Below are 12,497 nucleotides of genomic sequence, written 5' to 3'. Positions count from 1 at the left end.
AACAACATTTGATTAACGGGAGACAGATTTGACCGAAATGCACAACAAGGCAAGGAATAATTCATTGCTTTTTTTATAAAGTCATAGAGTTTTTATTTATGTAAATATACTATTTTAGTATTAGAGGATGTCTAGGTGCTTACATGGTTTACCGTTATAGGTACATGATTTACAAGGGAAATGATAACTATACGTATTTGAATGATAAGTGCGGTCTAAACCGCACTGTGGAATAATTGTTTCTTTTTACCTAATAATGTTGCGAGAAATGGCAACATAATTAATAAGTGAAGTGCAATTTGCATAGGCGCTGGTAAGCCGAGCTGCTGTGTTAATAGTGCTAGAACACCGGCCCCACTCATCTGCATGACACCGATTAACGCAGAGGCGGTACCAGCCTGTTTGGCAAAACCTGAGAGTGCTTTCCCAGCAGCTGAACCAAGCGCAAATGCAAAGCCGATGGACGCAATATACATGGGCAGCATGAGTGCCGCAGGATGTGAGAAGCGAGTCGCCCAAAGCATCAATAGGCCACCAACACAAAACAGGCTGAGGCCTACGATCAGTGAATTGCGACTATGACGCTTGATAAAAATAGGGGCGATAAAGCTTGCCACGATACTCAGTGCTGCATTTCCCGTAAACCAAGTTGTAAATTGCGTGACCGAACCACCTAACGTATTCATGATCCAACCTGGTGCAGTTGTCACAAACACCAGCATAGCTGCCATGCCAAACATGGTGATGGCGGCATTAAATGCAAATTCACTGCTCTTGAACATAGGTACAAAGCGTCTAAAATCGAGGATATGACCTTGATAGATGCTATCTTCAGGCTTAGTTTCTTTGAACAATACCACTAGTAGTGAAAGGCCAATCAGTGAAAAAAGCACTAAAAACGCAAAGTTGCTGCGCCAGCCAAATTGTACTGTTAGCCAAGCACCGAAAATTGGCGCAAGGGCAGGGATAAAGCACACAATGCCATTTAGGTAGGTGATCATCTGTCCACTGCCTTTATGCCCGAAACTGTCTCGTACGATTGCAAAAGCGGCGACAAATGTGGCACATGCCCCAAGTCCTTGTAGTGCTCTGGCAGCCATCATCCAATACCAATCGCTAGCCAAAAAGGCCATCACAGCCCCTGCACAAAATAGCAGTGCGCCTGTACATGCAATAGGCTTTCTACCATATTTGTCTGCGAGTGGTCCTGCGACCAATTGCCCTAAGCCAACGGTCAGCATGTAAATACTTACGGTTTGTTGGATCGATGATTCAGGTACATTCAAGCCTTCTTGCATTGCACTAAATGCGGGCAGGTAAAGATCGATCCCTAGGGGGCAAAAGATGACTAATAGCGCCAGAATGAATACAAGCGATTTACTGGTTGATTGAGATGATTGCATGACGACTCCTTTTGCGCGTTATTGTATTTATCTAATTCAAAATGAACAGGACAAAGCGCCGTATCACAAAAATAAAAACGCCAAATCGTCAATTCGACTATTTTGCCAACAGGTCGGATGTGTTAGTTTTGTCAAAACAAAATAACAATGAGGTTTAAAAGTGACTGCGCCATTACTCAAAATTTACAAAAGAATGCAGTGGCTGCCTTTCGGGCAATGGCTTTTTAGTAAAGCCGTATGTAGAAAAGCGCCTTACTTTGGTTCAATCAAGCCAACTATCACCAAACTTGAACCAGGTTTTTGTAGTGCGACTATTCCCAAACGAAAAGCAGTATTCAATCATATTGGCACTATTCATGCGATAGCGCAGTGCAACTTAGCTGAATTATGCGCAGGGGTAATGGTTGATGCAACTGTGCCACATAAAACCCATCGCTGGATCCCTAAGGGAATGACGGTACAGTACCTGAAAAAAGCTGAAACTGATTTAAGGGCTGAAGCAAAAATTGTCCTACCAAGAGAGTGGCAAGATAAGGAAGATTTAATTGTGCCAGTTGAAGTGTTTGATCAGCATGGTGTGAAAGTATTCCACGCTGATATCAATATGTATATTACTGAGCGCTAGTTTTGTCTTTAATAGAGGTGATGTTTGTCACCTCTGTTTTGTGCGTTAGCTTTCCTTCAATTAAGGCGCCAGCCTCAATACTCAATGTATCGTGCATTACATCACCATGCACTTTGGCGGTTTGCTCTAACATCACTTTATCCGCATCGATGCAACCATTGACCGTGCCTTTAATTCTAACGTTATGAGCTTTAACGTTACCTTCAATAATGCCATGTACACCGACAATTAATGTGTTGATGATTAAATCCCCAATCACTTTACCATCGACTTGAAGCTCACCTTCACAGCGGATTTGACCTTCAACAATGGTGTTGGGCGAGATCAAAGCAGGTATACCTGATGCTGCTTTATCGCCATTTATTAAGCTACTGAACACGATTAATCACCTTAGTTAATTTCACTGGATTGATATGTTTGCCATTTTGCAATACTTCGTAATGTAAATGCGTGCTTGTACTTCGTCCAGTACTGCCCATTAAAGCAATAACGTCAGATTTATCAATCTGTTGGCCTTTCTTTACTTTTATGGTGTGTAAATGACCAAATCGAGAAACCAAGCCATGTGCATGCTGTATTTCAATAAACTTACCATAGCCGCCGTTTCTACCAGCTCGTAAAACGGTGCCTGCAGCCGGCGCTGTGATCTCGGTTTTATGCCAACCCGCCAGATCAACACCTTTATGGTAGGCGCGCTTTCCAGTAATTGGGTCCTTTCTAAAGCCAAATTGACTGGAAATGTAGTAATTGTCTTGAGCGACAGGCATGGAATCGGGCAGGGTTGTTAACACCTGCTCAAGGTTATTCAGTGCCACAAGGCTATCAATGGTACTTAGAAAGTCTTCTGGAAGTTGTTCAAGCTCAAGCTGATGATATGGACCACCTTGCGCAAGGCCTGAGTCTTTTGATGGTGCGATCCCAACTTCAGCTAGACTGGCTGAGAGTTTAAGTGAACGTAATTCAATTGACTCTGATAGGGAGCTTAACAGCTGATGTTGGCTTTGCTCTAATTGCTGTGACTGCGACTGAAAGTCACCTTGAATTGGTTGCTCATCTGTTGCTTGTATTGAATCGTTATCTAGTTCATTACCACTGTCATTTTGTTGCTCGGGCGCTAGCGTGCTTTCACTGAGTGAACTGGGTAGCGCATCCACTAAGTTTTGCAATAGCGTCTGCTTTTGTGTTAATTCATTGAGTGTTGCTTGCTGCTGTGCTAGTTGTGCTTGCATTTTCTGCTTTTCGGTCAAAAAGCGTTGCTGTTCAGCGCTGGTTTGAGCTTGCAATGAAGTAATGGTTTGCTGCTGCTTAGTAACTGATTGCGCATTCAACACCGCCCAAGTAATGGAGGCCACAACTAAGGTAAGCAAAACAGGCTGTATCCAGCTTGATACGGTAAGCATGTAGACCTCACCGTTTTGGCGTATTAAAATTTGCCTAGGCTGGAATAACGTCTTATATAGGCGATTGATTAGCTTCAACATATAAATAAAATTTCTTCAACAACACTTCACAATAACAAGATTCAGGCAAAAATCCAGCAAATTTACATAATAAAAAGGTGTGCAAAATGCACACCTTTGATTTTTATCTGCTTTTAATTTGGGATTATTTAGCAGGAAGAACAGTGCCTTCTACAGAGCCAAATCCGATGCGGTTGAAGCCGTCTGCTTCACACCAGCCGCGCATAATGACTTTGTCACCGTCTTCTAGGAATTTACGTTCTTCACCATTTTCAAGCGTAATGCTCTCTTTACCACCGCGTGATAATTCGAGTAATGAGCCTGCTTCTTCATGTTCAGGGCCTGATTGAGTTCCTGATCCTAACATGTCACCTGGCAAGAAGTTACAACCGTTTACTGTGTGGTGCGTAACCATTTGCGCTACTGTCCAGTAACTGTGTTTAAAGCTAGACTCTGATAGCTTGGCCGGGCTTTGCTGTGCGTCACGCATTTTTGCTGTTTCAAGCAATACATCCATTTGAATATCGAATGCACCTGCTTCGCGGTTATGCGATGATTCAAGGTATGCCATTGGTTGTGGATCTTGGGCATCACGGTGCCACTGAGTGCGATAAGGTGCTAATGCCTCTGTAGTAACAATCCATGGAGAAACAGTCGATGCGAAGTTTTTCGCAAGGAATGGACCTAATGGCTGATATTCCCACGCTTGTAAATCACGTGCTGACCAGTCATTGAATAGACAGAAACCAAATACATGGTCTTCCGCGTTTTCAATCGCGATTTGCTCACCAAGTTCATTACCTTTACCAAGGTAGATACCAAGCTCTAGCTCGTAATCTAGGCGCTTACAAGGGCCGAATGATGGTGTATCAGCATCTGGCGCTTTAGTCTGGCCTTTAGGGCGGTGGAACGCTTGACCAGATACATCAATAGATGATGAACGGCCGTGATAACCAATTGGTACCCATTTGTAGTTAGGTAGTAACGGGTTATCAGGACGGAACAATTTACCCACTGCTGTAGCGTGGTAGATTGACGTGTAGAAATCAGTGTAGTCACCGATGTGGCATGGCATTGCGTATTCAACGTCAGCTTGTGCTACAAGTGCGCTTGCAAGTGCAGCTTGGTGCTCAGAACCTTCACGTAGCGCACGAGATAATGCTAAGCGTAGTGCTGACCAATACTGTTGGCCAAGACCCATGAACTCATTCAATGCTTGTGCATTTGCAGCTTCGACAGCAACTTGTGCGTCACCAGAATAAATATCAGCGTTTGCTACAACCGCAAGGTCTAAAACTTGATCACCAATGGCTACGCCACCACGGAACTCTTCATTGCTGTCTTTACGACGAAATACCGCAAACGGTAAGTTTTGAATTGGAAAATCTGTGCCTGCTTGGTTAGCGCTTGCTACCCAGCTTTTTAGATTAATATCATGAGTTTCGTTAATAAAAGACATTGCCTTTCCTTTTTACTTTTGGTTAGGGCTATTTTGCCTTAACTAAAATGGAAAAAGCAGCTTTTAAAAAGCTGCTTGTGAAAATAATAACTTTAATAAAGCTTAGATAACGCCGCGACGCTCTTGATCACGCTCGATTGACTCGAATAGCGCTTGGAAGTTACCTTCACCAAAGCCGCCATCGTCAACACGTTGGATCATCTCAATGAAGATGGGTCCAAATAGGTTCTTCGTAAAGATTTGTAGTAGGTAGCAGTCTTCGCTTTGGCTATCTACCAAGATCTGATGTTCTTTGATCTTGTCTTTGTCTTCTTTAACCCAAGGTACACGGTCAAAGATAGTGTCATAGTAGTGATCGACAATATCAAGCGTTGCGATTGTGCTTTTATCAAGCTGGTCAAGTGAGCCAACTAGGTCGTCAGTTAGGAACGCTAAGTGCTGTACGCCAGGACCATTGTACTCGTCTAGGTACTCATCGATCTGGTTGTTGTTGTCATCTTTACCTTCGTTAATTGGAATTGAGAAGGTGCCGCATGGTGACTTAAGTGCATATGACAACAACGCTGTTTTTTGACCTTTGATGTCAAAGTAGCGTACTTCTTCAAAGCCAAAAACATCTTTGTAGAAGTTAGCCCATGTTTCCATGGTGCCTTTGTATACGTTGTTAGTTAAATGGTCGATACGGATAAAGCCCTTATCTTTAACAATATTTTGTTCTTCTAGGTCAACAAAATCATTGTTATAGATTGAGCCTTTATCACCAAATACTTCGATGAAGTAGATTAAGCTGTCACCGATACCGTAAATCGCAGGGTATGGTAAGTCTTTATTTGCAGAGTCAGTTGCAGGCTTTGCACCACGCTCAACAGCGACTTCAAACGCTTTTTGCGCGTCTTCTACACGCCAGCCCATTGAACAAATAGCAGGGCCATGGCTCTTAGCAAATGCTGCAGAGAAGCCTTCGCGTTCGTTATTTAGTAAAAAGTTGATGTCGTTTTGGTTGTAGTAAACGATGTCTTTATCTTTAAACTTTTTAAGCTTTGAGAAACCAAAGTCGGTGAATACTTTATCCATGTAGTCCGCATCTGGTGTTGCATACTCGGTAAACTCAATACCAACTAAACCTAGTGGATTTTTTACTTCACTCATTGTCATACTCCCGCAATTAAGCAAATTGGGTTGCTTGTTAGATTATGTTTTTCAGTGAGCAGATGATTAATCAAAACTCAGCAAAGAGGAAGAGTCGTCCTTTATTTAGCAGACTGGGGTTTTGTAAATTTAGTTGCACAAATTGAATAATGTGTGCCTCTTGTGATGACAAAGGTGGCTGAAAAGTTATTTAAGAGAAGAACAAACGTACAAGCCATTCACTTTATCTTTTTTTAACCCTTAGATTTTTTTCTTAACCATATGAAAAGAAAGAGTTAATTGTAACCTGGATGGAAAGTCGTATTATTGGATATAACGGCATAAGCGTTATACGTTTAGAGAATATGCAATATCATGTGTAAACATATCTGTACAAATACTTTCAGTTGCATTGTCAGATACAAAAAAACCGTGTGGCCAGCACACGGTTTTTTGTGAAAATAATCGCTGCGATTATTGTTTTACAGCGGCTACTTCTAATTCTTCAGCTAGAACATGTTCTTGTGTGTGTGGCTCACTAGGACCTTCAGCACCATGCATCCAATCAACAAGCTTATCACTGAGTAAGTACATTGCTGTAGCTGAAAGTAACGCAGTTGCACCTAAACCGATAAAGATACCCATTGCATTGCCAACCGCTTCTTGGCCTTCACCAATGAACGAACCAACGACACCTGCGATCTTATTAGCAACTGCTGTACACAGGAACCATATACCCATTAGTAATGATGCTAGGCGCAGTGGTGCTAATTTACTTACCATTGAAAGGCCAATTGGTGATAGGCATAGCTCACCCAAAGTATGGAATAAGTAGAATAGTACTAACCACATCATGCTGATCTGCATTGTACCTTCACCAGAGCCTTCAGTGATCAGTGCAAGCATCATAGTTAAGAAACCAAGTGCTAGGAAAACGAGCGCAATTGCAAATTTTACTGGTGAGTTTGGCTCACGCTTATCAAGCTTTAACCAGATCATGGCAACCAATGGTGCAAAGATGATGATAAAAATTGAGTTTAGGGACTGGAACCAAGAAGCAGGGATCTCCATACCCATTAGCATACGGTCAGTATAATCGTTAGCGAAAATATTCATAAGACCACCCGCTTGCTCAAAACCCATCCAAAAGATGATACTGAACACACTCATGGTAAAGATAACTTTGATGCGATCTTTTTCTACTTTCGTTAATGGTTCTTGCTTGCCTGAACTTGACTGAGCAGCAGATAGTTTTGCTGCTGGAACAACACCAATATCGCCAAGGTATTTTTTACTTAAAGCAAGTTGTAAAACAACAGAAATTACCATGCCGATACCAGCGGCGATGAAACCAGCCTGCCAGTTAATTGCTGCTGCAATACCACCTGCAACTAGAGGACCGATTGCACCACCCATATTGATACCCATGTAGAAGATAGTAAACGCACCATCTCGACGTTTATCACCTTCTTCATATAAGTCACCAACCATAGTTGAAATGTTTGGCTTGAATAGACCGTTACCAATACACAGCAATGTTAGGCCGAGATAGAAAGCGTTTTCTTCCATGCCAGTTACAAGTGCGTGTGGAATACCCATAATGAAATGACCCGCGGCCATTAATACACCACCGATAATGATGGCTTTGCGTTGACCTAGCACGTTGTCAGCTAACCAACCACCAAATAATGGGGTTAGATATACAGCCATGGTGAAAGTACCGTATAGGCTTAGAGCATCAGCATTAGACCAACCAAAGCCGCCATCTTGTGTCATGGCAACAAGGTATAAAACTAAAATGGCGCGCATGCCATAATAACCAAAGCGTTCCCACATTTCTGTGCCGAACAACAGGAATAGGCCTTTAGGATGTCCTAAAAACTGACCTGCATTAGGTGTTGAACTCATATGTGCTTCCTAATTAAATCAATTGTGTTGTATGGCCTTATAATTGTCTTTTACGTGCAAATAGTTATGCATTTGAACGGGTGGCCGATTGTAGTTATATGCTCGATTTTCGGTGTCTAGATACCGACTATCTATGCATTTAAAGTGCGTCAGTATACCCATATGAATCGTGTTGGGGAAGTAGTATGCGCTCAGTTGAGGGAAAGATGTTTAAAAAATGTTTCTTGTGTATATTGTATTCCTTTTTGTTGGTTGTTGGTTTTTTCGAATAACCTTAAGATATACATAGAGATTTTAGGATTATTTAATATCTTAATTTTGTGTGTTGACGTAGCAATGCACTTCTTACTTTTGCTTAGCAGTAAACCAACCAGGTTTTTGGCTTTGGTTTAATTTGGCAAGTTCGGTTTTGGCTTTTTCCAAAGTAATATGTTGGCTTGCGATGTCTTGATAGATCTGCTGGGCGATGGTTTTTTACAATAATTGCGGTTGTCGCAGTTTGGTCTTTTGTCAAATTAGATGGGTCAGTGAGTAATCGAAATTGAAAGTCTTTAAGGGGCGTAGGCTCTATGTCATAACGCTTGGGCTCATTCAGCAAAGCGATATTGGACAGGGGTAAAGTATTAAAAAGCTGCGTACTGCGATAATGTGACCGTGATGTTTTTTCTTCCGGTGGAGCATTAAACGAACGCACTCTGAGGATACTCTCTGACTGTGAGAATGCGTGCGCATTTGAGGCCTTTTGCACAAACCAAGCAGGAATGTATAAGAAGTCTTCGACTTGAGGGTCGCATAGTTGCTAACAATAAGTGCTTTGATAATTGAAATGCTCGCTTCTTGCTTGCAACCTAATTGCACTGCTTTTGTCTGTGGTGATGTCTATTCGTGTGACGGTTTCGGGCAATGAGCGCAAATAGACAATCTCGGAGTCATAAACGGCGCTGCGAGTTGTATCGTTATTGATTGCACGTTCATAGCGAGACAGGGCTCGGTTTAACTCTAATAGGAAGGTCCTAACGACTAAACCTTGCTTGTCAAATAAGCGTATTGTGGCTTGTGTTTTAGGTGTGCCTTTTATATCTATTTTTAGGTCACTGCGTGGCTCTACAGCATACTGCACGGTGTTTTGTTCGCGGGTTTGATAATACAAGCTATGTGGTGCGCTCAGGAGCTGAAAATTTTGGTCGAACCAAGATGACAAAACATCAGTTGTTGACTCAATAATGATAAGACCGGATTTACGTCGTTGAGTTTATATTGATTGGCAACATCAGTACTCTCGGCCCTTAGCGTTTTTGGCGGGGCAAACTTTTTGGGGTCGTACCAAGTGAGTTTAAGTGCATCAGGGGACGTTTCGCTCGAAAAATATAAGTCTTGCTGCTGATAAACATTGACGGATGCTGTGAGCGTGTTTGAGCTAAGAAATGCATCGGTATTGAGCTGTTCAGATGAAAAATCATAACTGGCTACATGATAGGGTAGCGATTCGTATAAAACGCCTTGTACAAAGTCGACTTCAGGAATGCCAAGTGGCGCGAGTTTTTGCCAGTCATATTGCACTGCATTCGCTATTTCACTATCACTCAGGGCGTAAGGACCTAGCGTGTGATATTGGCTGATCCTATCTCGCCATAAAACAGGATATTTTTGCCAAGTGCGTTGAGCATCTTGCTCATTGGTTTTTGTTTTGGCGTGGACTCTAACTACCACGCCTTTGATGAATGCATCTTCAGGAATTAAGTTGAGGACGAGCTTTTTTGCATTATTAAAAACATGACGGCGCAGGTAAAAAGATTGTCCTGAGGAAACATGCAGTGTTTCTTTATTCTCCATTATTTGTTTTGTCGGCTGGTCTTTTTGCGCAATAAAACGGGCTGCGTGATGGTAGCGTTCGCGTGTGATCAGTTGTTGATTATCATCCCACAGCTCATATTGTATTGCATAATGTGCGCTGCTATCGGCAGGCTGTTCTGCATTTAAGATTGCATTGGATAAGATTCTGATCTCAATCGCTTGTGAGGGTGAAAATGTATAAGTTAAAGGCCTATTACTTTCTAACCAGTGCACTGTTGAACGCGTTTCGTCGCCTTGTTTTTGGGCTAAAGGCTTTGCTGAGGATAGCCAATAAAATAGCTTATAGGTTTGCCAACTGAATATGCAGACTATGAACAACCTGATCGCAATGCGGAACAGCCATTTTAAATTATTCATAAACGCCTCGTTTTTTGGCGTCTAAGCCGCGTAAACTGTAGTAAGCTGGTGCCGATAATGAGAATTACAGAAGTTTCAATAAAGGAGGTAAGGAGCTTACTGGGTTGTAGTAATTGCAACGCCAGTAAGGCGGGTAGCAATATACCGTTGAACTCCCAGCCATAACGAAGGTTTGCTCTAGAAGCGATAAATGCAGTGAGCACTAAAATGATATACGCTTTGGGTGCTGCTACGATGGAAGAGGCAACGGCTTCATACATGATGGCCAGATTGGCGATACTGAAGTTGGTAAAAGGCATGAGTACATAGCGCACTAGAAGATAAGTGATCAGTAGCTGAACTGCAGTGACTTTTGCACCATATTTAAAGCCACTGTTCCACATCACATTGGCGGTTAAGGCGATGATCACTAAACCTAGACTGTGAAGATCGGATGCATAATCAAAAGTGATGTCCCACAACTTCATTTCATCAGCAACCAGCGGCCAAAATGTGCTGTCCATAACCACTCTGACCATAATGCTGATTAAAATAATGGCGAAGAAACGGTCTCGGCCAAACATTTGCGCATAACCAAACCTTTCCATAAGTGTTTGGGCGCTGAAACGCATTAAGCCATATACCACGATGGCTTCAATTAAGATAACAGCCGCTGAAGTTGGGCTAACTATCAGTAAAGGAACTAGGTAGCCGGGCACTACGAGCCCAGTCAGAGGAAAGCCGAATCTCAGGTTGAGAAAGCAGACAACTGCGATACCAACCCACACTGTGGTGATAACCGACTGTCCTAATCCGCCTCCGGTTGGAAAGATGCTAAGCGCCCACTCCACTATATATCACCCCAACTGTCATTATCAGACGAGATACTCGGGCGGTGAAGCTTTTCGAGTATATTTGGGTCGCCTTGTATCTGCAGTAAAGAGGAAATATCTATAAACTCGAATAAAATCCCTGAGATTGAAAAAGGAGAGCCGAACTGACTATTGGCTGCTATCTTGTCCATACTCACAACGGTTAAAATATATTGATGAGTGCCAAATTCTACAAGGCGCGTAAACTGACCTTTGTGCAGGGTTAGATAACGCAGCTTTCCTTTTGTTGTATCTGCATCAAATTGGCAGCAATGCATCAGTAAATCGAACGCAGACATACCAAATGTTTTCAAATTTTGCTTTGCTGCTAACGTCTCAAAAGATTCATTAACCTCAACAACTTGCCCAAATAAATTAAACACGATCACGGCACTATTTAAATGATTGAACAAATGCTCTAGGGTTGAGAGTTTTTGTTCCATTCCCGCAATGGCTGATTGCACTTTTTTGCTTGGCGATTCTAATAAATTTAGGGTAAGTACTCGCGTTAATGTTTGGCTTTGTGATTGTTGTATTTGCATTGAGATACGGTAGTGGTAGAGAAGTTCGCCTATCTGACTGGCAAAACGATTAACATTGTGAATGAATGCGGCTTCGTTAAAGTTTTCGTGGCCTTTGATTGTCATTACCCAAAAACCACGAATATCGCCGGCATACATGAGCGGCGCTATATATTGGAGTTCATCACTATTGAGCCCTTTAAAAAACGGCCGAGCTATTTTTATAGCACCGAGCTCTTTAATCGCATCACTATAAGGCGGGCGCTCATAATCTCGCCTCAGCTCTTCTATGTCATTCAGTTGGCAGTTAATTGCTTGGATCTCGTAAAGGCGATGATCACTTTCTACGCGGGCCAAAAACATGCCTCGATTTAAACTAAGTTGTTGGTTGACTAGACTGAGTACAGACTCCCAAGGACTAGATTGTTCAATGATAGATTTTGGTAAGTATCGCCCAAACATACGTTGATTGATGTTGTTGATGAGCTCTCTTAAGTGGAGATCTTGTTTGTATTTACTGTGTAAGAATACTGACACTAAGGACAGCCAAGTTAACAAAATAAGTTGCACAATGGGTATCAGCGTATTGGCAAAAGCAATCATCAAATAGCCCAGTACTAACCACATAGCACTAATGATTAATGAGATCACAGCACCAATATTGATTGCGTATTTTTGTAGTACGAACAGCACAAACATGAAAAAAATAACTTGTAGGCTTGCAAAAACACACTGCAAGGATCAACACGCTTAGACTTAAGAATTACTTGTGCAAGCAATAAATACGGGGGAGATTTTTGCAATTTAACTCCGCACTTTGCATGCTCGAAGGAGTGGATTAAGTTTTATCGCTTTAAATTCTATGGTTAGCCTCTGCTCAATAGGTGAACGTTTCTAATGCTATTTTATGAATCTAAATTTTGAGATATAT

General features: G+C 42.1%; 11 protein-coding genes. 1 reads left to right on the top strand and 10 read right to left on the bottom strand.

What is annotated here, in order from left to right:
- Nucleotides 1–215: 215 nt before the first annotated feature.
- Entirely contained in the window at nt 216–1,403 is a 1,188-nt protein-coding gene (locus ACW689_RS12875; protein ID WP_476291945.1) for a multidrug effflux MFS transporter, read from the bottom strand.
- Nucleotides 1,404–1,563: 160 nt separating this feature from the next.
- Between ACW689_RS12875 and ACW689_RS12870 the strand changes: the two genes are divergently transcribed.
- Nucleotides 1,564–2,028 (top strand): hotdog fold domain-containing protein, encoded by a 465-nt coding sequence (locus tag ACW689_RS12870; RefSeq protein WP_476291943.1) that lies wholly within the window; start codon nt 1,564–1,566, stop codon nt 2,026–2,028.
- On the opposite strand, the gene ACW689_RS12865 is transcribed toward ACW689_RS12870, so the two are convergent.
- The 9 genes from ACW689_RS12865 to ACW689_RS12825 form a co-directional block, all read right to left on the bottom strand.
- Nucleotides 2,015–2,407: a bactofilin family protein gene (locus ACW689_RS12865; RefSeq protein ID WP_476291941.1), complete on the bottom strand. Its 393-nt coding sequence runs from the start codon at nt 2,405–2,407 to the stop codon at nt 2,015–2,017. The two genes, ACW689_RS12870 and ACW689_RS12865, sit on opposite strands and share 14 nt — an antisense overlap.
- On the bottom strand, nt 2,397–3,428 hold the full coding sequence (locus ACW689_RS12860) for a peptidoglycan DD-metalloendopeptidase family protein (RefSeq protein ID WP_476291939.1): 1,032 nt from the start codon (nt 3,426–3,428) through the stop codon (nt 2,397–2,399). The genes ACW689_RS12865 and ACW689_RS12860 overlap by 11 nt, the downstream gene beginning before the upstream one ends.
- 205 nt (nt 3,429–3,633) lie before the next feature.
- Complete coding sequence (gene fahA, locus ACW689_RS12855) at nt 3,634–4,947, bottom strand: fumarylacetoacetase (RefSeq protein ID WP_476291937.1); 1,314 nt, start codon at nt 4,945–4,947, stop codon at nt 3,634–3,636.
- Between the two features lie 102 nt (nt 4,948–5,049).
- Nucleotides 5,050–6,096 (bottom strand): 4-hydroxyphenylpyruvate dioxygenase, encoded by a 1,047-nt coding sequence (gene hppD, locus ACW689_RS12850; RefSeq protein ID WP_476291935.1) that lies wholly within the window; start codon nt 6,094–6,096, stop codon nt 5,050–5,052.
- 453 nt (nt 6,097–6,549) lie between these two features.
- A complete protein-coding gene (locus ACW689_RS12845) occupies nt 6,550–7,983 on the bottom strand; it encodes a peptide MFS transporter (RefSeq protein WP_476291933.1) in 1,434 nt (477 codons plus the stop codon).
- A 799-nt stretch (nt 7,984–8,782) separates the two neighbouring features.
- A complete protein-coding gene (locus tag ACW689_RS12840) occupies nt 8,783–9,103 on the bottom strand; it encodes a hypothetical protein (RefSeq protein WP_476291931.1) in 321 nt (106 codons plus the stop codon).
- A 44-nt stretch (nt 9,104–9,147) separates the two neighbouring features.
- Entirely contained in the window at nt 9,148–10,194 is a 1,047-nt protein-coding gene (locus ACW689_RS12835; protein WP_476291929.1) for a hypothetical protein, read from the bottom strand.
- Complete coding sequence (locus ACW689_RS12830) at nt 10,191–11,024, bottom strand: poly-gamma-glutamate biosynthesis protein PgsC/CapC (protein WP_476291927.1); 834 nt, start codon at nt 11,022–11,024, stop codon at nt 10,191–10,193. Before ACW689_RS12830 ends, ACW689_RS12835 begins: the two co-directional genes overlap by 4 nt.
- A complete protein-coding gene (locus tag ACW689_RS12825; protein ID WP_476291925.1) occupies nt 11,024–12,265 on the bottom strand; it encodes a hypothetical protein in 1,242 nt (413 codons plus the stop codon). Before ACW689_RS12825 ends, ACW689_RS12830 begins: the two co-directional genes overlap by 1 nt.
- Nucleotides 12,266–12,497 lie beyond the last annotated feature (232 nt).

The organism is Pseudoalteromonas sp. ABE4_541 (assembly GCF_056312285.1).
The sequence above is the reverse complement of the archived record's forward strand: the minus strand, read 5'-3'. Positions and strand labels throughout refer to the sequence as shown.

Coding starts and splice junctions, on each gene's coding strand:
- ACW689_RS12875 (WP_476291945.1), bottom strand. CDS start 1,403: ATGCAATCATCTCAATCAACCAGTAAATCGCTTGTATTCATTCTGGCG.
- ACW689_RS12860 (WP_476291939.1), bottom strand. CDS start 3,428: ATGCTTACCGTATCAAGCTGGATACAGCCTGTTTTGCTTACCTTAGTT.
- fahA (WP_476291937.1), bottom strand. CDS start 4,947: ATGTCTTTTATTAACGAAACTCATGATATTAATCTAAAAAGCTGGGTA.
- hppD (WP_476291935.1), bottom strand. CDS start 6,096: ATGAGTGAAGTAAAAAATCCACTAGGTTTAGTTGGTATTGAGTTTACC.
- ACW689_RS12845 (WP_476291933.1), bottom strand. CDS start 7,983: ATGAGTTCAACACCTAATGCAGGTCAGTTTTTAGGACATCCTAAAGGC.
- ACW689_RS12835 (WP_476291929.1), bottom strand. CDS start 10,194: ATGAATAATTTAAAATGGCTGTTCCGCATTGCGATCAGGTTGTTCATA.
- ACW689_RS12825 (WP_476291925.1), bottom strand. CDS start 12,265: ATGTTTGTGCTGTTCGTACTACAAAAATACGCAATCAATATTGGTGCT.